This is a genomic window from Vitreimonas sp. (assembly GCF_035627415.1).
Taxonomy (GTDB): domain Bacteria; phylum Pseudomonadota; class Alphaproteobacteria; order Caulobacterales; family Aquidulcibacteraceae; genus Vitreimonas.
Window position 1 is genome coordinate 53,984 of record NZ_DASPLU010000033.1, and the last position, 21,910, is coordinate 75,893.

General features: G+C 67.5%; 27 protein-coding genes. 18 read left to right on the plus strand and 9 right to left on the minus strand.

Annotation, left to right across the window (positions count from 1 at the left end):
• Window positions 1–85 precede the first annotated feature (85 nt).
• The 3 genes from VEA80_RS18030 (at window position 86) to VEA80_RS18040 (ending at window position 3,007) form a co-directional block, all read left to right on the plus strand.
• Window positions 86–1,897, plus strand: a complete 1,812-nt coding sequence (locus tag VEA80_RS18030) for an aminopeptidase P family protein (RefSeq protein WP_325062173.1) — start codon at window positions 86–88, stop codon at window positions 1,895–1,897.
• A 70-nt stretch (window positions 1,898–1,967) separates the two neighbouring features.
• Window positions 1,968–2,399 (plus strand): hypothetical protein, encoded by a 432-nt coding sequence (locus tag VEA80_RS18035; RefSeq protein WP_325062174.1) that lies wholly within the window; start codon window positions 1,968–1,970, stop codon window positions 2,397–2,399.
• A gap of 35 nt (window positions 2,400–2,434) precedes the next feature.
• Window positions 2,435–3,007, plus strand: coding sequence for a YqaA family protein (locus VEA80_RS18040; RefSeq protein ID WP_325062175.1), 573 nt, complete (start codon window positions 2,435–2,437; stop codon window positions 3,005–3,007).
• Window positions 3,008–3,009: 2 nt separating this feature from the next.
• Here VEA80_RS18040 and VEA80_RS18045 read toward each other — a convergent pair whose 3' ends face one another.
• Entirely contained in the window at window positions 3,010–3,681 is a 672-nt protein-coding gene (locus tag VEA80_RS18045) for a Fe2+-dependent dioxygenase (protein WP_325062176.1), read from the minus strand.
• 68 nt (window positions 3,682–3,749) lie between these two features.
• Here VEA80_RS18045 and VEA80_RS18050 point away from each other — a divergent pair, with 68 nt between their 5' ends.
• The 3 genes from VEA80_RS18050 to VEA80_RS18060 all read left to right on the plus strand — a co-directional run bounded on the left by VEA80_RS18050 (window position 3,750) and on the right by VEA80_RS18060 (window position 5,148).
• A complete protein-coding gene (locus tag VEA80_RS18050; RefSeq protein ID WP_325062177.1) occupies window positions 3,750–4,004 on the plus strand; it encodes a hypothetical protein in 255 nt (84 codons plus the stop codon).
• Window positions 4,005–4,058: 54 nt separating this feature from the next.
• Entirely contained in the window at window positions 4,059–4,262 is a 204-nt protein-coding gene (locus VEA80_RS18055) for a hypothetical protein (protein WP_325062178.1), read from the plus strand.
• A gap of 73 nt (window positions 4,263–4,335) precedes the next feature.
• On the plus strand, window positions 4,336–5,148 hold the full coding sequence (locus VEA80_RS18060) for a hypothetical protein (protein WP_325062179.1): 813 nt from the start codon (window positions 4,336–4,338) through the stop codon (window positions 5,146–5,148).
• On the opposite strand, the gene VEA80_RS18065 is transcribed toward VEA80_RS18060, so the two are convergent.
• Both VEA80_RS18065 and VEA80_RS18070 read right to left on the minus strand, forming a co-directional pair.
• Window positions 5,145–5,657 carry a GNAT family N-acetyltransferase gene (locus VEA80_RS18065; protein WP_325062180.1) on the minus strand — a complete coding sequence of 171 codons (513 nt, stop codon included), beginning with the start codon at window positions 5,655–5,657 and terminating at the stop codon, window positions 5,145–5,147. The genes VEA80_RS18060 and VEA80_RS18065 overlap by 4 nt on opposite strands.
• Window positions 5,654–6,214: a TlpA disulfide reductase family protein gene (locus VEA80_RS18070; protein WP_325062181.1), complete on the minus strand. Its 561-nt coding sequence runs from the start codon at window positions 6,212–6,214 to the stop codon at window positions 5,654–5,656. The genes VEA80_RS18065 and VEA80_RS18070 overlap by 4 nt, the downstream gene beginning before the upstream one ends.
• Window positions 6,215–6,317: 103 nt before the next feature.
• Here VEA80_RS18070 and argH point away from each other — a divergent pair, with 103 nt between their 5' ends.
• From argH to VEA80_RS18105, 7 genes are all read left to right on the plus strand, one after another.
• On the plus strand, window positions 6,318–7,691 hold the full coding sequence (gene argH, locus VEA80_RS18075; protein WP_349257282.1) for an argininosuccinate lyase: 1,374 nt from the start codon (window positions 6,318–6,320) through the stop codon (window positions 7,689–7,691).
• Entirely contained in the window at window positions 7,688–7,882 is a 195-nt protein-coding gene (gene lptM, locus VEA80_RS18080) for an LPS translocon maturation chaperone LptM (protein WP_325062183.1), read from the plus strand. The genes argH and lptM overlap by 4 nt, the downstream gene beginning before the upstream one ends.
• Window positions 7,879–9,138, plus strand: a complete 1,260-nt coding sequence (lysA, locus tag VEA80_RS18085) for a diaminopimelate decarboxylase (protein WP_325062184.1) — start codon at window positions 7,879–7,881, stop codon at window positions 9,136–9,138. Before lptM ends, lysA begins: the two co-directional genes overlap by 4 nt.
• 10 nt (window positions 9,139–9,148) lie before the next feature.
• Window positions 9,149–9,748 carry a hypothetical protein gene (locus VEA80_RS18090; RefSeq protein ID WP_325062185.1) on the plus strand — a complete coding sequence of 200 codons (600 nt, stop codon included), beginning with the start codon at window positions 9,149–9,151 and terminating at the stop codon, window positions 9,746–9,748.
• Window positions 9,749–9,832: 84 nt separating this feature from the next.
• Window positions 9,833–12,424 (plus strand): DUF4175 domain-containing protein, encoded by a 2,592-nt coding sequence (locus tag VEA80_RS18095; RefSeq protein ID WP_325062186.1) that lies wholly within the window; start codon window positions 9,833–9,835, stop codon window positions 12,422–12,424.
• Between the two features lie 49 nt (window positions 12,425–12,473).
• A complete protein-coding gene (locus tag VEA80_RS18100; protein WP_325062187.1) occupies window positions 12,474–12,995 on the plus strand; it encodes a hypothetical protein in 522 nt (173 codons plus the stop codon).
• A 78-nt stretch (window positions 12,996–13,073) separates the two neighbouring features.
• Entirely contained in the window at window positions 13,074–14,105 is a 1,032-nt protein-coding gene (locus tag VEA80_RS18105) for a sensor histidine kinase (protein WP_325062188.1), read from the plus strand.
• 3 nt (window positions 14,106–14,108) lie between these two features.
• Here the strand turns inward: VEA80_RS18105 and VEA80_RS18110 are convergent, their stop codons facing one another.
• On the minus strand, window positions 14,109–14,612 hold the full coding sequence (locus VEA80_RS18110; protein WP_325062189.1) for a phosphoribosyltransferase: 504 nt from the start codon (window positions 14,610–14,612) through the stop codon (window positions 14,109–14,111).
• Window positions 14,613–14,619: 7 nt separating this feature from the next.
• Entirely contained in the window at window positions 14,620–15,501 is an 882-nt protein-coding gene (locus tag VEA80_RS18115; RefSeq protein ID WP_325062190.1) for an MJ0042-type zinc finger domain-containing protein, read from the minus strand.
• A 68-nt stretch (window positions 15,502–15,569) separates the two neighbouring features.
• Here VEA80_RS18115 and VEA80_RS18120 point away from each other — a divergent pair, with 68 nt between their 5' ends.
• Genes VEA80_RS18120 through VEA80_RS18140 form a run of 5 tightly spaced genes read left to right on the plus strand, consistent with a single transcriptional unit; the run spans window position 15,570 to window position 19,498 of the window.
• Window positions 15,570–16,301, plus strand: coding sequence for an ATP-binding cassette domain-containing protein (locus VEA80_RS18120; RefSeq protein ID WP_325062191.1), 732 nt, complete (start codon window positions 15,570–15,572; stop codon window positions 16,299–16,301).
• The gene (locus VEA80_RS18125) at window positions 16,298–17,158 is read left to right on the plus strand and encodes a hypothetical protein (RefSeq protein ID WP_325062192.1); all 861 of its coding nucleotides are present in this window, start codon (window positions 16,298–16,300) and stop codon (window positions 17,156–17,158) included. The genes VEA80_RS18120 and VEA80_RS18125 overlap by 4 nt, the downstream gene beginning before the upstream one ends.
• A complete protein-coding gene (locus VEA80_RS18130) occupies window positions 17,158–17,772 on the plus strand; it encodes a YdcF family protein (protein WP_325062193.1) in 615 nt (204 codons plus the stop codon). Before VEA80_RS18125 ends, VEA80_RS18130 begins: the two co-directional genes overlap by 1 nt.
• Window positions 17,769–18,497: a lysophospholipid acyltransferase family protein gene (locus VEA80_RS18135; RefSeq protein ID WP_325062194.1), complete on the plus strand. Its 729-nt coding sequence runs from the start codon at window positions 17,769–17,771 to the stop codon at window positions 18,495–18,497. The genes VEA80_RS18130 and VEA80_RS18135 overlap by 4 nt, the downstream gene beginning before the upstream one ends.
• On the plus strand, window positions 18,494–19,498 hold the full coding sequence (locus tag VEA80_RS18140) for a DUF2125 domain-containing protein (RefSeq protein ID WP_325062195.1): 1,005 nt from the start codon (window positions 18,494–18,496) through the stop codon (window positions 19,496–19,498). Before VEA80_RS18135 ends, VEA80_RS18140 begins: the two co-directional genes overlap by 4 nt.
• Here the strand turns inward: VEA80_RS18140 and VEA80_RS18145 are convergent.
• The 4 genes from VEA80_RS18145 to VEA80_RS18160 are packed head-to-tail and all read right to left on the minus strand — an operon-like array spanning window position 19,495 to window position 21,903.
• Entirely contained in the window at window positions 19,495–19,743 is a 249-nt protein-coding gene (locus VEA80_RS18145) for a hypothetical protein (protein ID WP_325062196.1), read from the minus strand. The genes VEA80_RS18140 and VEA80_RS18145 overlap by 4 nt on opposite strands.
• Window positions 19,736–20,164, minus strand: a complete 429-nt coding sequence (locus VEA80_RS18150; protein WP_325062197.1) for a PIN domain-containing protein — start codon at window positions 20,162–20,164, stop codon at window positions 19,736–19,738. The genes VEA80_RS18145 and VEA80_RS18150 overlap by 8 nt, the downstream gene beginning before the upstream one ends.
• Window positions 20,165–20,167: 3 nt before the next feature.
• Entirely contained in the window at window positions 20,168–21,085 is a 918-nt protein-coding gene (locus VEA80_RS18155) for a prephenate/arogenate dehydrogenase family protein (protein ID WP_325062198.1), read from the minus strand.
• The gene (locus VEA80_RS18160; RefSeq protein ID WP_325062199.1) at window positions 21,085–21,903 is read right to left on the minus strand and encodes a chorismate mutase; all 819 of its coding nucleotides are present in this window, start codon (window positions 21,901–21,903) and stop codon (window positions 21,085–21,087) included. Before VEA80_RS18160 ends, VEA80_RS18155 begins: the two co-directional genes overlap by 1 nt.
• Window positions 21,904–21,910: the final 7 nt, after the last annotated feature.

Genomic DNA, 21,910 nt, shown 5'->3' on the forward strand with positions numbered 1-21,910 from the left:
AACGCCTCTTAAACCTCCTCGTCCGAACCCTTAAACTCAAACCACTGAACCCGCCCTGAACCGGGCCCTAAAGGACGCTAAGCACGTGTTCCAGACCTATGACGATCCGGGCGGTCCCGCCCTCGGCCGTAAACATCTGCCGCGCCTGAGGAAAGCGCTGCAAGCAGCGGGCCTCGACGGCTTCATCGTGCCGCACGAGGATGAATGGCAGAACGAATACGTGCCGCCGGCATACGACCGGCTGGCGTGGGCGACGGGCTTCACCGGTTCGGCCGGCGCCGCCGTCGTGCTGGCGGACGAAGCCGCGGTGTTCGTCGACGGCCGCTACACGCTGCAGGTGCGCGCGCAAGTGGACGGCGAGCTGTTCCAGTATCGCGATCTGATCGACGGCGGCGTGCCGGCGTATTTGCGTGAGCGCGCGGCCAAGGGCGCCAGGATCGGTTACGACCCGAAGCTGCACAGCCCCGACAACTTGGAGCGTCTGCGCAGCGCGGCGGAGGCCGCAGGCGCGACGCTCGTGCCAGTCGAGCGCAATCCGATCGATCAGATTTGGGACGACCGGCCGCCGATCCCGGCGGCGAAAGTGGTGCCGCAGCCGGAGACGTTCACCGGCGAAAGCGCGGCGTCGAAGCGCCATCGCCTTGGCGAAGGGCTGGGCGCCGACGGCGCGGATGCGGTGGTCATCACATCGCCAGCCTCGATCGCCTGGCTGTTCAACGTCCGCGGCGGCGATGTCGCGCGGACGCCACTGCCGCTCGGCGAAGCGCTGCTGCACGCGGATGGCACGGCCGATCTCTTCCTGGCCGACGAGAAGGTTTCGCCCGAACTGAAGCAATGGCTCGGCAACGAAGTCGCGGTGAAGCCGAGCGCGGAGCTGCAGCCGACTTTGGCTTCGCTCGGCGGCAAACGCGTAAAGCTCGATCCGGCGACGGCGAGCGCCTGGTACTTCGAGCAACTGAAGGATTCCGGCGCCGAGATCGTGCGCGGCCAAGACCCGGTGGTTCTGCCGCGGGCCTGCAAGAATGCCGCGGAAATCGAGGGCTCGCGCAAGGCGCACATCCGCGACGGCGCGGCGGTGTCGCGCTATCTGCACTGGCTCGCGACGGACGGGCAGAGCGGCAAAGTGCAGGAGATCGAGGCCTGCCAGAAGCTGGAAGGCTTCCGCCAAGACACCGGCGCGCTGCAGGATCTCTCGTTCGACTCCATCTCCGGCGCTGGCCCGAACGGGGCGATCGTCCACTATCGCGTCACCAAGAAAACCAACCGCAGGCTGGCGCGCGGGTCGCTGTTCCTGATCGACTCGGGCGGCCAGTATCTCGACGGCACCACCGACATCACCCGCACCGTCGCCATCGGCCGCGCCACGCCGGAAATGAAGGACCGCTTCACGCGCGTGCTCAAGGGCCACATCGCGCTTTCGCGCGTGCGCTTCCCGAAAGGCACGACCGGCCATCAGCTCGACGCGCTGGCGCGGATGAGCTTGTGGGAAGCCGGCTTGGACTACGATCACGGCACCGGGCACGGCGTCGGCGTCTATCTCGGCGTGCACGAAGGTCCGCATCGGATCGCCAAGTTCGTCAACACGCAGCCGCTAGAGCCCGGCATGATCGTTTCGAACGAGCCCGGCTATTACAAGACCGGCGCCTACGGCATCCGCATTGAAAACCTGCAAGTCGTGACGCCCGCTTCCGACATCGAAGGCGGCGAGCGCCCGATGCTGGGTTTCGAAACGCTGACACTGGCGCCGATCGCGCGCGAGCTGATCGTCAAGAAGATGCTGAGCAAGGACGAGCTGGACTGGGTGAACGCGTATCACGCCAAGGTTTGGGAGAAGATCGGCCCGCAGCTCGACGGCGAAGCGAAGGCGTGGCTGGAAGCGGCGACGAAGCCGCTGTGAGCGCCAAGCCCGGCGGCTAGCAAGCGCAGCAACGAGAGCCTAAGCTCCCTAATCCTGGGGAGGACTCAAAATGACCGCTGCGACTGCAACGAAAACGCCTTGGCACCTGTGGCTCGTGGGCGTGCTGGCGCTTTTATGGAACGGCTTCGGCGCGTTCGATTTCACAGCCACCTGCATGCGCTTCGAGCCGTGGATATCGCAATTCTCGCCGGCGATGCGCGATTATATCTACGCACTGCCCGCGTGGAATTGGGTCGGGTGGGCGATCGGCACCTGGGGCGGTTTCATCGGCTCCGCACTTCTGCTCATGCGCAACAAACTCGCCGTTTGGGCCTACGCGGCTTCACTGCTCGGCGCGGTCGGATCGAACGCGCTCACGTTGTTCGATCCGCCGCCCGCCGAAGTCGGCGCGAGTTCGGTGCTCACCATCGTCATCATCGTGATTGCGGCTCTGTTGCTGGCCTACGCGTGGTGGCTCTCGCGTCGGGGCGTGCTGCGCTAAAGGACCGAACTCGGTTCCCAGACGTTTCTTGTCGCATGGGATTGCGCGACCGTTTGCGCGCGTGGACGCGCGGGCCTTGGGTCTATCCGACATCGGCGTTGATCGGCTTTCTCGAAGCTTCGTTCGTGCTCGTGCCGATGGAGCCGCTGCTGATCCCGGTAATGGCCGGGCGCCGCCGGGGCGTCTGGTCGATCGCGGCGCTGCTGGTCGCCGGCAATCTCCTCGCCGCGGCCCTGCTCTATTGGCTCGGCGCTCTCCTCGCGCCGGCGACGGTGGAGCCGCTGGTCGCCGCAATCGGCGCGCACGAGGCTTACGCCAGCGCGCTGGAAAACATACGCCAACGCGGCTTCCTTGCGCTGCTGCTGGTTGACCTCACGCCGATCCCGTTCCAGGTGGCGATGGCCGCGGCGGGCGCGGCGCAGTTCGCTTTTCCGTTATTCCTCGTTGCGGTCGTGGTTTCTCGCGGCGTGCGCTATTTCGCGCTCGCCGGGCTCGTGTTGCTGATCGGACGCCGGGCGGAACGCTGGATCGACGAACACCAGCTCGAAATCTTCATCTGGTCCGCGATCATCTTCGCTGTGATCGCCGCGGCGATGATCTGGCTCTAGCTCTAGCGCGCCCACATCCGCAGCAGGTTGGAGATCGACTTGTCCAGCCGCAACAGCTCCTCGCGCGCCACGCCTGCTTCGCTCAGCCGCCCCCGCACAACGCTGAGATCGAACAGCGTCTCGCGCTGGGCGGCGTCGGCAACAAAGCTTTGTATCCAACCCACCGCCGCCAGCCGTGCGCCGCGCGTCACCGGCGCGACATAGTGGATCGACCCCGCAGGGTATAGAATCGCGTCGCCCGCATCGAGCGCGATCTCCTGATCGCCGAGCGCGCTTGTGAGCACCAGAGCCCCGCCCTCATAGCTCGCGCGATCGGCAAGGAAGATCGTGAAGGCGAGATCGGTGCGCAGCTTCTCTTCGCGCGGGCCCATCAGCGCGTCATCGGTATGCGCGCCATAGGTCATGCCCGGCTCGTATTTGGAGAACAGCAGCCGCGAGATCTTCGCCGGCCGCGCCGCGATCTCGAACAGCGGATGACGGCGCAGCGCATCGACGACGAACTGCTCCAAAGCTTGCGTGCGCGGGTCTGAACCGTCCGCCTGCAGGTTCTCTTTCACACCGCGCGCCGCCGCGCCGGCGGTGCGTTTGCCAGGGTTCCACGTCAAGGCTGCAAGTTCCGCGCGCACCCGGTTCAAATCTTCAGGCGCCAGGACCTCTTGAAGGATCAGACTCATGTGCAACCTTAGTCAGGACGAGGGCTTTGAAATATGACGATGCCGCCGGCGACGTCAGGAGAAAAGCAATGGTCTCAGTGAAGCTCAAGCGTTGGCGCACGATCGGCGCCGCGGTTGCGGTCGTCGGTCTCGGCGCCTGCGCCCACTCCGACGGCTATTATCATGGCGGCTACGGCTATTACGGCGAACGCGGCGAATGGGGCGAACGTGGTGAGCGCGGCGAACGCGGCGAGCGTGGAGAACGAGGCGAGCGCGGCGAACGGGGCGAGCGCGGCGAGCATGGGGAGCACGGCGAACGCGGTGAGCGCGGAGAGCGCGGCTGAAGCAACCTTCTCGTCGGCCGCGCTTTGATGTGAGACCAACGAGGAGAACGCCGCATGATCAATTGGACGCTGAGGCCCTGGCGCAGCATCGGTCTCGCCGCCGCGGTCGCCGGCTTAGCGGCCTGCGGCCAACCGGCCGGGACGGCCACTGACGACGACAGGCCAGCTCAATCCGGAGAAGACGGCGAACGGGGCGAAGGCGGGGAGTCGGGTGAAAACGGCGAGTCCGGCGAAGGCGGCGACAGCGGTCCGGGCTGATCGCGGCAATTTGCGCTTCTTGCGAGCGGTTCGCATGTGCTAGAGGGGGCGCTTCGATTTGTCGGAGGGGCGCATGATCGCTTGGAAGTTCAAGGCTTGGCGGACAGCCGGCGCGGCGGTGGCGCTGACGGCGCTGGCGGCGTGCGGCGAAGGCGGCGAAGGCGGCGAACCGGGACAAGCCGGTGAAGCTGGGGAAGGCGACGGCGCTGCGACGGCCCCCGCCGGCGAAGCCGGCGAAGCGGCCATCGGCGAAGCCGGCGGCGAGCACGGCGAAGCGGGCGTGGCCAGCGCTTATGCCGGCCTCACCGGCGACCAGCTTACCGTGCTGCGGCTCAACCACTTGAAAGGCTTCGTGATGGCCGCCGAAGCCATCGCCGCGAACAGCCCAGACGAAGCCGCGGTTCTGGTCCAGCAGGGCCTGCTCGAAGTCTACGATCCCGCCGCCGACCGCTTCGGCTCGCTCAACGCCGACATCGTTCGCGCCGCCGCCGATCTCTCCGCGACTGACCGCGTGCAGCGGCTGAACGCCGCCGAAGCGGAAATCGACCGCGCCGCCAGTGCGCTCGACGGCGAGCCCGCCGTCACCGCGGCGCGCATGGTCGACATCGCCAGCGGCCTTTACCAGCATGTCGTGCAAGCCGACTTCGTCGATCCGATCGAGTACCAGCACTCGATGGGCGCGGCCCTCGCCGCACAAGCCGCGTTGCGCGCCGGCGAAAGCGAAATGCGGCGGCAGAATGCGGGCGCCTACAACGAGGCGCGCCGTGAGATCGATCGTTTTGTTGCGCTCTGGCCGCAACCGACCGCGCCGGAAACCGCGACGTCCTATCGCCAGGTGCTGGCGCAAAGCTCGCGCGTGCGGCTCGCGCTCTCGCCTTTCCTCTAAGTGCGGCGCAACTGAACGGACGGCTCACCGCGATACGGCGCGCGCCCGAATTCGCGGTAGCCGAGCTTTTCGGCCAGCTTCAGCGACGCCGCGTTCTCCGGGGCGATCAGGCAGACGAAATCGCTACGCTTGAAATGCTGTTCGCCCCATGCGATCGCCGCGCGCATCGCTTCGTGGGCGTAGCCTTTGCCATGCGCGTGCGGCGCCAACACCCAGCCCTGTTCCGGCGCCTCGAACGGCGGCTCGATTTCGCGCTTGAACGTGCCGAAGCCGCCTTCGCCGAGAAAGCGCCCGCTCGCCTTTTCTTCGATCAGCCAGAAACCGTGACCCATCAGCGCCCAGTGGCCGACATAAGTCTGGAACCTGCGCCAGCTGTCCTCGCGCGAAGAGGGCTTGCCGCCGATGAAGCGGGTGACGTTCTCATCCGCCCACATGGCGGCGGAGCAATCGAAGTCGTTGAGGTTGTGTCCGCGCAGCCTCACCCGTTCCGTTTCGATCATCGGCGTCATGCCGCCTCTCCCGCCAACACAGCTTCCAACAAGGCCGCCGTTTCCTCGCTCGACCAGTCGGCGCCGCCGGCGAGCCGCGCCAGTTCGTTGCCATCTGCATCGTAGATGATCGTGACCGGCATGCCCGGCGCCTGCGCGTCGAACAGAACGCCGCGGGTGATGTCGATCAGAAACGGCAGCCGACCGCCGCTCAACTCCGCCAATTGCGCTTGCGCCTTCTGCAAGTCGCCTGCGCTGTCGACGCTGACGGGGATCACGCGCAGCCGGCCTTCGAAGCGCTGCTGCAGCGCCGCCAAGGTCGGCATTTCCTCCACGCACGGCGCGCACCACGTCGCCCAGAGGTTCACCACCAGAACTTCGCCCTGGAACGCGGTCAGGTTGGTTTCCGCCCCTGCGCCGTCGCGCAGCGTCCGCGACGAGAGCGGCGGCGGATCCGGCAAAATGATCAGCCGCTGCATTTCGCCGCGTGCGAATCGCATCAGACCTTGGCTCTGCTCCGGCTTTGAAGCGGCGGCGAAAACCACGTAAAGAACGGCCGCCGCCCCAAACGCCAACATCGCCAGCGCCGCCCACAAAGCCCACGGCTTTTGCGACTCAGAGGTACCCGTTTTCGTGTCCAAGTCCGATCCTTCGTCCAACGCCGCCGCTCGGGGCCAGAAGATGTGGGGCGGCCGCTTCGCCGCCCAGCCCGCCGACGCCATGCAGGCGATCAACGCCTCGATCGACGTCGACAAGCGCCTCTGGCGCGAAGACATCGAAGGCTCGAAAGCTCACGCCGACATGCTGGCCGCGCAAGGGATCATTACGCAAGAGGACAATGCCGCGATACAGGCCGGCCTGGATCAGATCGCCGCGGAGATCCTCGACGGGCGCTTCGCGTTTTCGGCCGAACTCGAGGACATTCATCTGAACATCGAAGCGCGGCTGACCGAGCGCATCGGCGAAGCCGGCAAACGGCTCCACACCGGCCGCTCGCGCAATGACCAGGTCGCCACCGACTTCAAGCTCTGGACCATGCGCGCGGCGCGCGAAGCGGGCGATGGCCTGCGCACGCTGCAGAAGGCGCTGGTGGCGCAAGCCGAAGCGCACGCCGACTGGATCATGCCTGGTTTCACCCACCTGCAGACGGCGCAGCCGATCACGCTCGGCCACCACCTGCTCGCCTATGTCTCGATGTTCGAGCGCGACCGGGTGCGCCTGATCGGCGGCGCGCTCGAAGCGCAGTGGGAATGCCCGCTGGGCGCGGCGGCGCTCGCCGGCACGTCCTACCCGATCGACCGCGAGCGCACCGCCGCCGCGCTCGGCTTCCATGAACCGGCGCACAATTCGCTAGACGCCGTCGGTTCGCGCGATTTCGCGCTCGCCGCCCTGGCAAATCTCTCGATCTCGGCCGCGCACCTTTCGCGTTTGGCCGAAGAGATCGTACTGTGGACGAGCCCGCAGTTCGGCTTCGCGCGGCTGAGCGACCAATGGTCGACCGGCTCCTCGATCATGCCGCAAAAGCGCAATCCGGACGCGGCCGAACTGATCCGCGCCAAGGCCGCCCGCATCGGCGCCGACTTCGCGGCGTTGAACGCGATCGTGCAGAAACTGCCGCTCGCCTACGCCAAGGACCTGCAGGAGGACAAGGCGCTGACCTTCAGCGCGTTCGACGCTTTCGCACTTTCGCTCACGGCCATGGTCGGCATGATCGAGACCATCCGCTTCGAGCGCGAGGCGATGCGCGCGGCGGCGGCGAGGGGCTATTCCACCGCCACCGACCTCGCCGACTGGCTGGTGCGCGAACTCAAGGTCCCGTTCCGCGAAGCGCACGAGATCACCGGCAAAATCGTCCGCCGCGCCGAGGAGGCTGGCATCGTCGACCTGGCGCACCTGCCGATCGCCGCCTTCCAGGCCGTCGAGCCGCGCATAACCGACGCCGCGCGCACACTGTTGACGGTTGAAAAATCAGTCGAGAGCCGGGATAGCTACGGCGGAACCGCGCCGCAGCGCGTGCGCGAACAGGTCGACCGCTGGAAGGAATTGTTCAAATGAGCCGCTTCATTCTCGCGCTGGGCGCCCTCACCCTGGTTTCGGCCTGCGGCATCAAAGGCGACCTCGCGCGCCCCGATCCGCTCTGGAACAGCGAAGAAGCGATCCGCCGCGAGTGCCAGCGCCAGATCGAAGAGAACCAGCCGCTCGACCCGCGCTGCCAGGAATACCAGAGCGGCGCCACGAGCCCGTGAACCATTTCGACTATCGCGACGGCGAACTCTGCTGCGAAGACGTACGGCTGGCCGAGATCGCGGAAGCGGTCGGCACGCCAGTCTACATCTATTCCACAGCGACGCTGGAGCGGCATTACCACGTCTTTAAGTCGGCCTTCGCGCCACTTGACGTGCTGGTCGCGTTCGCGGTCAAGGCGAACGCCAACATCGCCGTGCTGGCGACGCTCGCGCGTAACGGCGCCGGCGCTGATACGGTGAGCGCAGGCGAGATCGAGCGCGCGCTCCGTGCCGGCGTGCCGCCGGAGCGCATCATCTTCTCCGGCGTCGGCAAGACGGAAGACGAACTCGCTTTCGCCGTCAGAACCGGCGTGCATCAGATCAATGTCGAGAGCATCGCCGAGCTGGAAACGCTTTCGCGCTGCGCCGCGGCGCTGAATGCGAAACCCGCCATCGCCATCCGCGTCAACCCGGATGTCGGCGCCGGCGGACACGAGAAAATTTCGACTGGCAAAGGCGATGCGAAGTTCGGCGTCTCGATCGATCAGGCGCTCGCGCTCTACAAGCGCGCGCACGCCGATCCGCGTCTCGCCGCCAAGGGGCTGGCGGTGCACATCGGCAGCCAGATCAAAGACCTCGCGCCGCTCGAAGCCGCATTCAAAGCGTTGCGGCGCATGGCCGAACAGCTGCGCAGCGAGGACGTCGGCATCGAGCGGCTCGACCTGGGCGGCGGCCTCGGCGTGCCGTACTTCCACGAGCCCGATCCGCCCTCGCCCGCCGCGTACGCGGCCATGGTCAATCGCGTGTTCGAGGGCATGGACATCTCGCTCGCGTTCGAACCCGGCCGCATGATCGCCGGCAACGCCGGCGTGCTGCTGTCGCGCGTGATCCGGCTGCAGGAGCGGCCGAGCCGGCCGATCCTGGTGCTCGACGCCGGCATGAACGATCTCATCCGCCCGGCGATCTACGACGCCTACCACGACATCAAGCCGCTGAAGCAAGCGCAGAGCGCGCCGCTGCAGAGCTACGACGTCGTCGGCCCGATCTGCGAAACCGGCGACACCTTCACCCGCAATCGTGCGCTTCCCAGCCTCGAGCCGGGCGATCTCGTCGCCTTCATGACGGCGGGCGCCTATGGCGCGGTGATGGCGTCCACCTACAACGCGCGCGCGCTCGTTCCGGAAGTGCTGGTGCGCGGCGATGAATACGAAATCGTCCGCCGCCGCTGGACGCTCGAGGATCAGCTCGCGCTCGAGCGTACGCCGGATTGGCTGTAGGGAGTTTGGCATGAAAGCTTTGTTCGCCGCAGCCGCCGTGCTGACCGCCTGCGCGTGCGCATCGGCGCCGCCAGAGTCGCCGCAAGACGCCTTCTTCGCCAACCTCTCGGCGCTCTGCGGCCAGAGCTATGAAGGCCGCGTCGTCACGACGGATGCGGCCGATGCGAACTTCGCGTCGGAGCGGCTGGTGATGCACGTGCGCGATTGCAGCGCCGACGAAGTGCGTATTCCATTCAATGTCGGCGAGAACCGTTCGCGCACCTGGGTGATCACGCGCACCGAGGGCGGCCTCCGGCTCAAGCACGATCACCGCCATGAAGACGGCTCCGAGGATGTGCTGACGCAGTACGGCGGCGACACTGCGAGCGCGGGCGCGGCCGTGCGCCAGGAATTCCCGGCGGACGAACACTCGCGCCAGCTCTTCACGGCCAACAACATCCCGGCTTCGGTCGCCAATGTGTGGGCGGTCGAGGTTCATCCGGGCCGGACGTTCGCTTACGAACTCCGGCGTCCGAACCGGCATTTCCGCCTCGAGTTCGATCTCACCCGGCCGGTCCCCACGCCGCCGCCGTCCTGGGGCGTCGCGCCGGTCGGCGCGCCCGCGCATTAAACAGAGGTTAGCGACGAACGGCTGTTCGCGGCTGGCCTTAGTCATGGTTTGGCCAGAGGCGCCCTGTTAGGGTCGCCCTGCGGCATGAGACTACAGGACGCCCTCGACCAGCTCGCCCGCGAGACGGCCCGCGCCCGGCGCCGGCTCACGGTCGAACGTGCGTTCGGCGCGTGGCTGCCGTTTGTGGCGGCGGCGGGCGTCTGGGCCGTGATCGCCATGCTCGGCGTCCACGAGCGGCTGCCGCTTCTGATGCAAAGTCTGACCGCAACCGCGGCGCTGGCCGGCTTCGTCTATTTCGCCTGGCGCATCGCCCGCCGCTGGCGCGCGCCAAGCGAGGAGGAAGCGCGCGCCCGGCTCGCCGCGGACTGCCGGCTCGACACCGGCGCGTTCGATGCGCTGCGCGACCAGCCCACACGTTTCGATCCTCTTGCGATGGCGTTCTGGAAACGCGAGCGCGAGCGCGCCTTGGAGCGGGTCGAAAGAACCGACCGGGCAAACACCTCGGTCGATCTGCGCAAGAGCGATCCTTTCTGGCTGCGCTACGTGCTCGGCGCCGCTTTGGTGCTTGCGCTGGTGATCGGCAATCTCAACGCGCCCGATCGGCTCGCGCGCGCTTTCCTTCCCGATCCAGGCCCTTTCTTCGGCGATCAAGAGATGGCGATCGAAGCCTGGGCGGCGCCGGCGGAATACACGCACGCAGCGCCCGTCTCGCTGAGCGATCGTCTCGGCGATACGGTTGCCACCCCGCCGTCGGTTGAAGTCACGGTGCGCCTGACCGGCCCTACCGGCGCGCCGCAGCTCGTGTTCGAAGGCGGCGCCCGGCGCCAGAGCGTGCGCTTCACGCGCGCCGCAGACGGCGCCTGGGAAGCGAAGATGCAGCTGCCGGGCGCGGGCCGACTGAAGATCGTGCGCTTTCACACCCGCGGCCATTGGCGCATCGCCCCTGCACGGGACGCGCGCCCGAGCGCGGCGTTCACCGCTCCCCTCGCACAGCTCGCGGACGAGCACGTGACGATCGGCTGGCGCGCGCGCGACGATTATGGCGTCCGCCGCCTCGCGCTACGGGTGCGGCCGGTGCGCCCGCCGCCGGGCCTTGCGCACGCCGATCCGATCGACACCGAACTCGAGACGCCCGCCGGCGATCCGCGCGAAGCGGAGAGCGAAACCGAGATCGACCTCGCCGCGCACCCGTACGCCGGCATGGAAGTGGAAGCGCAGATCGTCGCTTTCGACGCCCAGGGCCAGGAAGGCGTCAGCGAAGCGATGCGCTTCACCCTGCCGGAGAAGGTGTTTCTGCAACCGCTCGCGCGCGCGGCGATCGAGATCCGCCGCCACATCCTCGCCGAGCGCCGCCCCTATCGCGAAGAGCGGCCCGCGCGTCGCCGCACCATTCCAGCCGGCGACATTCTGCTCGGCAACCAGCGGATCGAAGTGCGCGACTACGATCGCCGTCCAGCGTTGCAGCGGGCGCCCGAAGGCGTTCGCCGCGCCGCGCGGCTGATCGATGCGCTGACGATGACGCCGCAGGACGGCTACTTCCGCGACCTCGCCGTCTATCTGGGTTTCAGCACCGCCCGGGCCGAACTCGACGTCGCCCGCAACATCGATGACACCGAGATCGCCGCCGATACGCTCTGGCGCACGGCGCTGCGGGCCGAGTATGGCGGCGCGGCCGACGCGCGGCGCGCGCTGGAGGAAGCGCAACGACAGCTCGCCGAAGCGCTGGCGCAAAACGCCCCGCCCGAGCGCATCCGTCAGCTGATGGACGCGCTGCGGCGCGCCACCGAAAACTACATGCAGGCCCTGGTTCAGGAAGCGCTGCGCAATGGCGACCGACAAAACATGGAGGACACGGAAGATCAAACGATGCTGAGCGGCCGCGACATTGAGGAGATGCTGAACGAAGTGCAGCGCCTCTCCGAACAAGGCCGCCACGCTGAAGCGCAGCAGATGCTCGAGATGCTGGCGAACATCCTGCAGAACCTCGAGGTGCGGCTGGAGGAATCGCAAGGCGGCGAAGGCGAGCAAGGCGAAGGCGAAGGCGAGCAACAGATGCAGGAGAGCATAGACCAGCTCTCCGAAGCCATGGGCGACCAGCGCGCGCTCCGCGATCAAACCGAACAGGCGCAGGAACAAGGACAACAGCAACAGCAGGAGAGCCAAGGCGGCAGCGGCGGCAATCAGCAGGGCGGTATGGGCGGCGCAGAGCTGGCGCAACGCCAGGCTGAAATCCGCCAAGGCCTTGCTGAGGCGCAGCGTATGGCCGAACAAGCCGGCGGCGCTCCGAGCGAGGATTTGAACGCGGCGGGCGAAGCGATGCGCCGCGCGGAGGAGGCGCTGCGCCGCGGCGACTTCGAAGCCGCCGAGAACGCGCAATCGGCCGCGCTCGACAGCTTGCGCGAAGGCGCCGAAGAGCTGGCGGCCGAGATGCGCGCGCGCGGGCAAGAACGCCGTGGCGGGCAAGGCGAGGAAGGCTCGGCCGGCAACCGTGATCCGCTCGGCCGCACCACAGGCGGCGCCGATAGCGGCGAAGGCACATCGGTGCCGAGCCAATCCGATCCGGCGCGCGCGAGAGAAATTTTTGACGAAATTCGCCGCCGCGCTCAGGATCCGAACCGGCCCGAGGCGGAACGCGAGTATCTTCGCCGCCTGCTCGACCGCTTCGGCGACAGCTGAGCTTGCCGAGGAGCGGCGGCCGCTCCAATCTTATGCGCGGAGACTGCCGATGCTGAGACGCTCACTCGCCGCCGCCATGCTCGCCATCGCCGCATCCTGTTCGCCGCCGGCGCAGCAAAGCGCCGAAACGCCGGCGCGGCCGGAGCCGCAAGAGATCGCCTGCAACACGGTGACGCCAGACGTCGCCAAACAGATCAGCGTGACCGAAGCGCCCGCCGCCGCCGCGATGGACCTGCGCGGCGGCCGCATCACGCCCGGACTCTATGATCTCGCCAGCGCACAGCGCATCGGCGGCGCCACCGGTTGGCCAGGCACGCGGGCGATCGCGCTCGAAGTCACCGAAGATGCAGCAACCGGCGCGGTCACGCTGAACTGGGCCGGCACCACGCCGACGAGCTTGATGGACCGCTGGACCGGAACGCTCGCGGAAGCGCCGCAGACACGCCTCACCTACACATGCGGCCGTATCGGCGAAGTGGACGCCGACTTCATTGCCGGCGAGCGTGCGCTCGAACTGCGTTTGGCCGACGGCGCGGATGGCGCAATGCTGCTTTCGTTCCTGCAACGCTGAGGATCAGCTGTTAACCCGGTTGGGGCGCGCAGGGTTTCAGCTTGACGGCATGCGCGCCCCGTTGTTGGCATTGAGCGAATGCCGCATCGCGTCGCATCACATTTGGGCGAATTTGACGTTCGCGAACGCTTGGCGCCGCTGCCGGCATGGCTCAGTCAGATCGCATTCGCGATCTTCTGCCTCGGCGTAGAGGTGCTGCTGCGGCTCGGCATCAACGCCGCAGCGCCGGGCTCGGCGCCCTTCGCCGTGATTTATCCCGCCGTGCTGGCGGCGACATTGTTCGCGGGCTGGCAATCGGGCCTGCTGGTGCTCGTAATATCGGAGCTTGCCGCCTGGTACTTCGTCATTCCCGAGCAAATGAGCTTTCGGCTCGCCAATACCGCCGACGCGCCGCGCATGGCGGTGATCTTCTTCACGGGCCTGCTCGTGATTGGTCTTGCCGAGATTTTCCGCCAGGCGACGCAGAACAACAACCGCATGCGTAAGGCGCAGCTCGAAGAGCAGGCGCTGCTGCTCCGCGAGGTCGACCACCGCATCAAGAATAATTTCGCGATGGTGACGGGGCTCATTGATATGCAGCGGCGCCGCTCGGCCGACGAGACCGTGAAGGCGGCGCTCAGCGAAGTGCTGGCGCGCGTCGACAGCTTCGGCCGCGCGCACCAGCACCTCTATCACGATCCGCGCAACGTGGGCTCGGTCGCGATGCGCGAGTACATCGAAGGCTTGTGCGATGCGTTGGCCCAGGCGCTGACGCTCCGTGGCGCCATCACGCTCTCCTGCTCCGCCGACGAAGGGCGCATGGACCGTGACCGTGCGGTTTCGATTGGGCTCTTGATCAACGAGCTCGTCACCAACGCGGCCAAGCACGCGTTCGTCGGCCGCGACACCGGAACCGTGGACGTGAGCCTGCGCCGGAGCGCCGACGGCTGGGTGCTGCGTGTGGAGGACGATGGCGTTGGGCTTGAAGCCGCGGGCGCCGCCAAGCCGACGCAAGGCGGACTAGGTCAACGCCTGGTGGACGCGTTTGTGCGTCAGGCGCACGGCGCGCTCTCGACCGAGAGCAGCGAAAACGGCACGCGCGTGATCGTGGAGCTGAAAGACGCGGCGTAGGCGCTAATCCACCGCCGCGATATACGGCAGGCCGCGATAGCGGCCTTTGTCGTCCATGCCGTAGCCGACGAGGAAATCGCCGGGCGCGTCCCAGCCGATCGCGTCGATCGGTTCACCCAGCGCCTGCGGCTTGCGCACGAACGCGCAGGCGAGCGTCTGCGTCGCGCCTTTCGCCAACAGGTGCGCCCGCGCGTAAGCGATCGTGCGGCCGCTGTCGAACACGTCGTCGACAATGAGCGCGGGCCGGCCTTCGATCGGGCGGGAGATGTCGGCGCGCACCACCACTTTGCCGGAGCTTTCGCGCGCATCGCGATAGCTTTCGAGCCAGAGTGAATCGTAGATCGGATGGCGCCCGCGCCGCTCGAACGCGCGCATGAGGTCGGCGGTGAAGGGGATCGCGCCCTGCAGCAGCGCGACGACGGTCCAGCCGTCGTCGACCAGCGCGAGCGTGTCCGCTAGCTGCTCCACGCGCTTGGCGATCTCGGTTTCGTCGAGCAGGACGCGCAAGCGCGTCTCAGCCGTTGGTGGTGCGCAGGCCTTCGATCGGGCCGATCTCGCTCACCGTCTCGTGCGGCGCTTCTTCGGCCGGCTGATCGAGCAGCAGCGGCTCTTCGGCAGGCGCGCTCGGCGAGACGACGGCCGGACCGCCGGCGAACGCCGCTTCGTTGAAGTTGGCGAACGTCGCTTCGAGATCGACGGCGTCGGCTGGCGGGTTCTCGACACGAATCTGGAACGGCAGCGAAGCGCCCGCGGCGATCGGCTGATCTGTGATCGCGTTCACAAGCTCGAAGATTTCTTGCGAGTTGGTGTCGCGCAGCGAGACGCGCACCGGCGGCACGAGCTTGTCGTCGCGGCCGATGTTGCGGACTTCGCCGCTGACCAGCAGGATCGGCGTCGGACCATCGAAGGCGCGCTCGACTGCGAGGTCGTAGAATTCGAGCCCGTAGACGTTCACGTCGAGCCCGAGCGCAGCGAAGGCGCTGGCCGAACGCGGCCAGATCTCGGCGACATCCTGCCGGAATGCGACCATGCCCGTCGCCGACGCGGCCAGCGAAGCGGCGGTCGCGGTCCAGACCACGGCGGCGGCGCGGGCGCGTTCCTTGCGCATCCGCTCGGCCTGCTGGGCGCGGAATTTGGCGGCGGCGGACGGCGCCGGGCCGGGCTGCTCGGCGGCGCGGCGCAGGCGCTCGACCCGCTCACGGGTCAGCGGCTCTTGCGCCGGCGGCGCCTCGGCCCGCACGGCTTCCGGCGCTTCGGCTGCGGTCCGCAGCTCGAGCTGCGGTTCGGCGAACCATGAGAACCCGCAGGCGGCGCAACGCACGGTACGGCCCGCCGGGCCGATGGCCGCGTCGTCAGCGTAATAGCGAGTTGAGCAAGACGTGCATGTTAGGATCATGGTAATGAAACGTTCAGCTGCCCCAGTAACTTTCGGTCGTGCCTTGATTCTATTTAGCTTGTCTAGTTATGGCCCGGTTAAACCCCACTGATCTCGAGCTGTTCGAGCGCGGAGTCTTGGTCCGCCTCGCGAACGTGGACGCCGGCTATGGCGCCGCTACCGTGCTTCTGGGTGTAGATTTCGAGGCGCGCGCTGGAGAAGTCGCGCTCGTCACCGGTCCCGCCGCTGCCGGTAAGACTACGTTAACGCATTTGCTGCGCCTAGCGCTGCCGTCGCGTTCTGGACGAGCTTTAATCATGGGCGTGGACGTGGCCCGCGCAAACGGCCGCCAGCTCGCCGAGGTGAAGCGCAAGATCGGCTATGTCGCTGAAACTCCAACGTTCATCGAACATTGGAGCGCGTTCGACAACATCGCCATGCCGCTGCGCATGCTCGGCAAGAAGCCGCGGGACTACGCCGAGGACGTACGCGAACTTGTGGATTTCGTCGGCATCGGCGAAGCGGCGGACTTGGCGATGGAGAAGCTCTCCGGCGCCGAGCGGCGGCGCGCGGCGATCGCACGGGCGCTGGCGGCGAAGCCGCACCTGATCCTCGCCGACGATCCGACCGCCGGCATGTCGCCGGCCGATGGCCGACGGGTGGTGAAACTGCTGGCGGAAATGCGCCGCGTGGGCGCCGGCGTGGTGATCGCGAGCCAAGACGAGAGCCTGGCGGAGTGCGCGCCGATGGACGTATGGCGGATTGACCGCGGCCGCGTGGCCAAGGCCGCAGCGCCGCTGGAAGCTGAGGCGCAGGAATGAAAAACGCGCTCTCCGGCGTCGAACGCGCCCTCTTCTTGACCCTGATGTTCGCCGCCTTCGCCGCGGCGGCAGCCGGATTGGCGGCGCGGGCCGTCGATCGCCTCGCCGTCGAGTACGAGAACCAGCGCAACGCCTACGCGATCGTCCGCGTGCTCGCGCCGGAGGGATCGGCCGGGCTGATGGCGGCCGAGAGCGCGCTTGCGCAGGCGCCGCACGTCGTCAGCGCCGCACGGATGACGGCCGTCCGTGCTGCGGAGCTGCTGACCGAATGGGGCGGCGCGGAGGTCAGCCCGGCGGACATCCCGGCCCTTCGGCTGATCGAGATCGAAATGACGCCAGTCCCGGCGGCCGTGGATGCGGCCGGAGACATTACAGCGGCGCTCGCTCAGAGCGGGGTCACGGCCGAAGTGATCGCCGCGCCCGCGGAGACCGCCGGCGGCGGCGTCGCCGCGCACGTGCGCACGGCCGCGCTGTGGGGCGCGGTCGCGTTCGGTCTGATCATGGGCGTCATCGTTTCGCTGTCGGCGCGGGGCTTGGCGGCGCGTCGGCGTGAACTCGTGACCGTGATGTGCGATCTCGGCGCGACGCGCAGCCAGGCCGCCGGCCGGATCGCCGACGAGGCGGCGGTGATGGGCTTGTATGCAGGTCTGATCGGCGGCGTGCTCGCGGGATTGAGCGCGCTGGCGGTGATGCTGCTGGTCATTCCCGGCGCGAGCGCCGAGACTTTGCCGGCGATGATTCTGCCGATCGATCTTGCGCCTATCGTCGCCGCGCCGCTGGGCGCGGCCGTCGCCGCCGGCGCGGGGGCGCGCAGCGCCGCAGCTTACTTCCACGCGAAGGCGGCGAGGCTCGGCTGATGCGGGTGGTGCTGACATGGGTCGGCATCGGCCTCGTCCTGCTGTTCGTCGCCGGGCTTTGGAATTTCGCCGAGCGCGTGCGTCAGCCCCCCGCGCCGCCGCCGCAGGCGGATGCGATCGTCGCGCTCACCGGCGGTTCGCTCACGCGGCTGTCCACCGGCGTGCGGCTGCTCGAAGAGCGCAGGGGCGAGCGGCTGTTGATCTCTGGCGTCAACCGCGTCGTCACCGATGAGGAGCTGTTGCGGGTGGCGCTCGAAGTCGATCCCGATCTCGCCGAATGCTGCATCGATATCGGCCGCTCGGCGGAAGACACGCTCGGCAACGCGTCCGAAACCGCGGCCTGGGCGCGCGAGCACCGCTACACGAAAATCATCCTCGTCACCGACGATTATCACATGCCGCGCTCGCACGCCGAACTGTCGCTGGCGATGCCCGAGGCGGAGATTCACCCCTATCCGGTGCGCACGCGCTGGACCGATCCGGCGCTGTGGCGCAGCGATCTCGGCGCAGCCGGCAGGCTCGCTTCGGAATACGTGAAGTATCTCGTGATCCGCAGCCGCGAGGCGGTGATCGATCTTGGCCGCGGCGGCGAGACTGCTAAAGACGGCGCATGAAGCTGCTGCGTTCGTTCATTTTCGCCGTCTGGCTCTACGCCTCTATGGCGTTTGTCGGCCTCGTGCTCTGGCCATTCGTGCTGATGGACGACAGGCACGTCTACACGGCGCTGCGCTGGTGGTCGCACGCAACGCTCTGGGGCCTGCGCTGGATCATCGGCGCGCGCGTGAGCTTCGAAGGCTTGGAGAATGTGCCAGAGGGCGGCGCGTTGGTGGCGATGAAGCACCAGTCGATGCTCGACACGATCGTGCCGTCGCTATTTCTGAAAAAGCCGACCTACGTCTACAAGGCCGAGCTCGGCGCAACGCCGGTGATGGGCGCGTATCTGAAGAAGAACCAGATCGCCGTCGATCGCGGCGGCCACGCCAAAGCGCTGAAGAGCGTCGTGCGCGGCGCGCGCGAGGCCGTCGCCAAGGGCCGGCAAGTGCTGATCTTCCCGGAAGGCACCCGCCAGCCCTTGGGCGCCGCGCCGGACTACAAGCCGGGCATCGCGGCGATGTACAAGGATCTCGGCGTGCCGGTGACGCCGGTGGCGCTCAACACCGGTCTCATCTGGAAGCCGAAGGGTCTCATGCGCAGCCCGGGCCACGTCACGTTCAAGGTGCTGCCGCCGATACCGGCAGGTCTGCCGCGCGACGAGTTCATGCGCGAGCTCGAACGCGTCATCGAGTCCGAGAGCGAGGCCTTGTTGCCGCCAGAGAAACGGCGCAGCGTCGCGGCATGACACGCAAGTATGTTTGGCTGGCCGCCCCTTGGGCGGTGTTCATCGTGCTCGCGATCGGCTGGCTCGCTTACTGGAACATCGTCGCGAACGCGGCTGAGCAGCGCATCCGCGCCGCGATCGCCGATCAGCAGGCGCGCGGCGCGAACGTAGAGGTCGAGCGCATCGTGCGACGCGGCTTTCCGGTGATGCTGCGGTTCGAGTTGCGCAACGCCGTCTATGGTCCAGCGCGCGGGGGCTGGGAAGCGTCGACAGAGCGCGTCGACCTCCATCTCAACATCTTGAATCCGCAACACGCGACGCTCGAAGCGGAAGCGCCGATCGTCTTCGCGCGCGCCGGCGGCGCGGTGACCAACATCACCGCCGAGGCGCTGATCGCGACGCTGCGCATGAATGGCCGACGCGTGGCCGCGGCCGGCATCGAGGCGGACAATCTGGCGCTCGACGATCCGAACGAAGACGGCGTGCTGGGGATCGGCAAGCTGGTCGTCACGGTGCGGCCGGACGCGCGCGCCGAGGGCGAGTACCAGGTCTCGTTCGATGCGCAGCGGTTGACGCTGCCGCGCCCGGTGCGGAGCTTCGAAGCGTTCGGACAGTACGTGCCTATGCTGCGCGCCGCCATCGTCGTCGAGCAAGCGACCGCCTTGATGGCGCCCTCGCCCGGCGATCCGCTCGCGCCATGGCGCGAAGCGAACGGGCGTCTGCGCTTCGAAGCGCTCGCGCTGCATTGGGGCCCGCTGCAAACGACGGGACAAGGCTGGGGCGGCCTCGACGATCAGCGCCGCCTGCAAGGCTCGCTCGCGCTGCCGATCGAGGAGCCGGCGCCGGTGTTCACCGCCATAGCCAACGGCCCGAACGTCGATGACGATGCGCGCCGGGCGATCGGCCTACTCGCGACCGCGTTCGCGCTCAGTGGCGACGATATCACGCTCGATGTGGATGCGGCTGGCGGCGTGCTGCGGCTGGAAGGAGTCGGGGTGCGTACGTTGCCGGCGGTGTACTAGCGCCGAGGCAGACGATCGTCTTCGGACGGCGCCTCGCCCCCCTGACGCGAGAGCACGCGATCAAGAAAGTCCAGATCCGCCTCTGCCTTAAGCGCAGCGAAATGCGCGAGTGTTTTTCGCGCTTCCAAGTGGCGCAGGATCGCCTCCTCCGCCAAGGTGTCGACGCTCACGCCCGCTCGTTCGGCTTCGGCAGTCAAAGCCTCGTTGAGCTCGCGCGGCAAATGGATGGCGCCATCTTCAGCCATCATTGGTCTCCAGTTCGGCGAGGATATCACGTGGCAGAACGAGCCTCAAACCGAACTCAGCGGCGGGAGCGAGATCGCGTCGGTTGAAAGTCACGATAGCTTCAGCCCGACCGTTAAGAGCCGCCTCCAACATGTGCTCATCATTCGGATCGCGAAGCCTCGGCCGCCACGTTCGGTGAATAATGACGGGTTCGCAAAGTGATGCGACTGCGCGCGCGAAACGCGCCCCCTCCTCAGGTGCGAACGCGGTTCCGGCGACGATCTCGGCGCGCCCCAGCACGGCCTCATATTCCAAAGCGGTCGCTAAACTCGCAATCAGCGTCACGCGCCCTGTCCTGGCTGCCTTGATCAGGGCCGCCGAAGCGCTTTCCGGGCTTCTGAACGCCCGTACGACGACGTCGGTGTCCAGAAGAATGCGCATGGCCTAGTTCTCCCGCCCCCAGTTCGGCGCAGGCGTGTCCTGCCCGGCTTCGATGACCTCGCGGCGCATGCGGCGGGCGCGGTCGAACAGATCGTATAGCGTGTCGCCTTCGCCCCAGCGGATCGCCCGCTGCAGCGCCGCCAAGTCCTCCGAGAAGCGACCCAGCACTTCGAGCACGGCTTCGCGGTTGTTCAGGAACACGTCGCGCCACATCGTCGGATCTGATGCGGCGATGCGGGTGAAGTCGCGGAAACCCGAGGCGGAATACTTCACCACTTCGCTCTCGGTGACGCTCTCCAGATCTTCCGCCATCGCGACGATATTGAACGCGATCAGGTGCGGCAGGTGGCTGGTGACGGCGAGCACCACATCGTGGCGCTCCGCATCCATGCGCTCGACATTGGCGCCGAGCGCGCGCCAGAATTCTTCCAGCTGATCCACCGCAGCGGGATAGGACGGACCCTGGTCCGGCAGCGGCGTCAGAATCTGCCAGCGATTGTGGAAGAGCGTCGCGAAACCGGCGTCCGGGCCGGAATGCTCGGTGCCAGCCAACGGGTGACCGGGGACAAAATAGACGTATGTCGGCAACACAGCGGCGACGGCGCTGATCACAGCCTGCTTCACCGAGCCCACGTCGGTGACGATCGCGCCGATCTTCAGCCCGCGCGCACACGCCGCGGCGGCGGCGCCCATCGCGCCGACCGGCGTCGCGAGCACAACGAGTTCGGCCTTCGCGACCGCCTTCTCCGGATCATCGAACACTTCGCCCAACGCAAGCGCGCGCGCGCGCTCGCGGACCTCGGCGTTAGCGTCATAAAGCGCGATCGTATTCGCGGCGCCATGTTGCCGCGCGGCGCGCGCGATCGATGCGCCGATCAAGCCGACGCCGATAATGGCGATGCGGTCGAACACCATGGGCATCAGATGCGCGCGTAGGAGCCCAACACGCGCACATCGTCGGCGAGCGTGCGCGCCATCACGGCAAGGCGCGAATCGTCCGCAGCGACGAATCCATCGATCCGCACCAGCGCCCGCGGCTCGGCCCGCGAAACCTCGGCGCCGGCGAGGCCGGCGTCCTTCAGCGCGCGCTGCAGCCGATGATGCCGGTCGAACACGAACAGCATGGTCACATCGTTGCCCGCTTGCTCGTGCGGGCTGGCGGCGAACACGGCGGCCTCCGGCTCCTCCGTCGTCTGCAGCAGCGGCAGACCGGCAATGATGTTGAGCGCGTGATAGCGCCGCTCGCTCAGCGCCGGCCACCAGGCGCCGACATTGGGCGCCGCCGGCCACCAGGTGACGGCGACGGTGGTCTCCGGATTCTCGACCACCTTGGCCAAAGCCGTCTGCGGTTCGCCGACGTCCTTGATCCGCGTTCGGGCGCCGAAATGACGTCGGGCGATATCGAACAGCCGCGTCGGATCGCGGCCGCCGCCCACGACCACGTCGATCACGCGCTGGCGGCGCAACGACGCGGCGATCAACGCGCGCCAGAGTTCGACCACCAGTTCCCGCTCGAGCGGCGCTTGCGCGTCCTTGACGAGGCGGCGCAGCAACGCGACCTCCCGGCCCGGCCGGATCGGCAGTCCGGCTTGCGGCGTCTTCAGCTCGGTGACTTGGTCCGCCAGCTGGAGCCGCTCGGCGACCAGCGCAAGCAGCTTGGAATCGATCTCGTCGATTTGGCGCCGAACCGATCCAATCGGATCGTTCGAATCGTCGGGCGGGGAACGGGCGTCGTCCATAGGCCGG

What these genes read in the sequence shown, in the direction of transcription:
- VEA80_RS18035 (WP_325062174.1), top strand. Translation starts at nt 1,968, where the DNA reads ATGACCGCTGCGACTGCAACGAAAACGCCTTGGCACCTGTGGCTCGTG.
- VEA80_RS18040 (WP_325062175.1), top strand. Translation starts at nt 2,435, where the DNA reads ATGGGATTGCGCGACCGTTTGCGCGCGTGGACGCGCGGGCCTTGGGTC.
- VEA80_RS18045 (WP_325062176.1), bottom strand. Translation starts at nt 3,681, where the DNA reads ATGAGTCTGATCCTTCAAGAGGTCCTGGCGCCTGAAGATTTGAACCGG.
- VEA80_RS18050 (WP_325062177.1), top strand. Translation starts at nt 3,750, where the DNA reads ATGGTCTCAGTGAAGCTCAAGCGTTGGCGCACGATCGGCGCCGCGGTT.
- VEA80_RS18055 (WP_325062178.1), top strand. Translation starts at nt 4,059, where the DNA reads ATGATCAATTGGACGCTGAGGCCCTGGCGCAGCATCGGTCTCGCCGCC.
- VEA80_RS18060 (WP_325062179.1), top strand. Translation starts at nt 4,336, where the DNA reads ATGATCGCTTGGAAGTTCAAGGCTTGGCGGACAGCCGGCGCGGCGGTG.
- VEA80_RS18065 (WP_325062180.1), bottom strand. Translation starts at nt 5,657, where the DNA reads ATGACGCCGATGATCGAAACGGAACGGGTGAGGCTGCGCGGACACAAC.
- VEA80_RS18070 (WP_325062181.1), bottom strand. Translation starts at nt 6,214, where the DNA reads ATGTTGGCGTTTGGGGCGGCGGCCGTTCTTTACGTGGTTTTCGCCGCC.
- argH (WP_349257282.1), top strand. Translation starts at nt 6,318, where the DNA reads ATGTGGGGCGGCCGCTTCGCCGCCCAGCCCGCCGACGCCATGCAGGCG.
- lptM (WP_325062183.1), top strand. Translation starts at nt 7,688, where the DNA reads ATGAGCCGCTTCATTCTCGCGCTGGGCGCCCTCACCCTGGTTTCGGCC.
- VEA80_RS18090 (WP_325062185.1), top strand. Translation starts at nt 9,149, where the DNA reads ATGAAAGCTTTGTTCGCCGCAGCCGCCGTGCTGACCGCCTGCGCGTGC.
- VEA80_RS18095 (WP_325062186.1), top strand. Translation starts at nt 9,833, where the DNA reads ATGAGACTACAGGACGCCCTCGACCAGCTCGCCCGCGAGACGGCCCGC.
- VEA80_RS18100 (WP_325062187.1), top strand. Translation starts at nt 12,474, where the DNA reads ATGCTGAGACGCTCACTCGCCGCCGCCATGCTCGCCATCGCCGCATCC.
- VEA80_RS18105 (WP_325062188.1), top strand. Translation starts at nt 13,074, where the DNA reads ATGCCGCATCGCGTCGCATCACATTTGGGCGAATTTGACGTTCGCGAA.
- VEA80_RS18115 (WP_325062190.1), bottom strand. Translation starts at nt 15,501, where the DNA reads ATGATCCTAACATGCACGTCTTGCTCAACTCGCTATTACGCTGACGAC.
- VEA80_RS18120 (WP_325062191.1), top strand. Translation starts at nt 15,570, where the DNA reads ATGGCCCGGTTAAACCCCACTGATCTCGAGCTGTTCGAGCGCGGAGTC.
- VEA80_RS18125 (WP_325062192.1), top strand. Translation starts at nt 16,298, where the DNA reads ATGAAAAACGCGCTCTCCGGCGTCGAACGCGCCCTCTTCTTGACCCTG.
- VEA80_RS18130 (WP_325062193.1), top strand. Translation starts at nt 17,158, where the DNA reads ATGCGGGTGGTGCTGACATGGGTCGGCATCGGCCTCGTCCTGCTGTTC.
- VEA80_RS18135 (WP_325062194.1), top strand. Translation starts at nt 17,769, where the DNA reads ATGAAGCTGCTGCGTTCGTTCATTTTCGCCGTCTGGCTCTACGCCTCT.
- VEA80_RS18140 (WP_325062195.1), top strand. Translation starts at nt 18,494, where the DNA reads ATGACACGCAAGTATGTTTGGCTGGCCGCCCCTTGGGCGGTGTTCATC.
- VEA80_RS18145 (WP_325062196.1), bottom strand. Translation starts at nt 19,743, where the DNA reads ATGGCTGAAGATGGCGCCATCCATTTGCCGCGCGAGCTCAACGAGGCT.
- VEA80_RS18150 (WP_325062197.1), bottom strand. Translation starts at nt 20,164, where the DNA reads ATGCGCATTCTTCTGGACACCGACGTCGTCGTACGGGCGTTCAGAAGC.
- VEA80_RS18155 (WP_325062198.1), bottom strand. Translation starts at nt 21,085, where the DNA reads ATGCCCATGGTGTTCGACCGCATCGCCATTATCGGCGTCGGCTTGATC.
- VEA80_RS18160 (WP_325062199.1), bottom strand. Translation starts at nt 21,903, where the DNA reads ATGGACGACGCCCGTTCCCCGCCCGACGATTCGAACGATCCGATTGGA.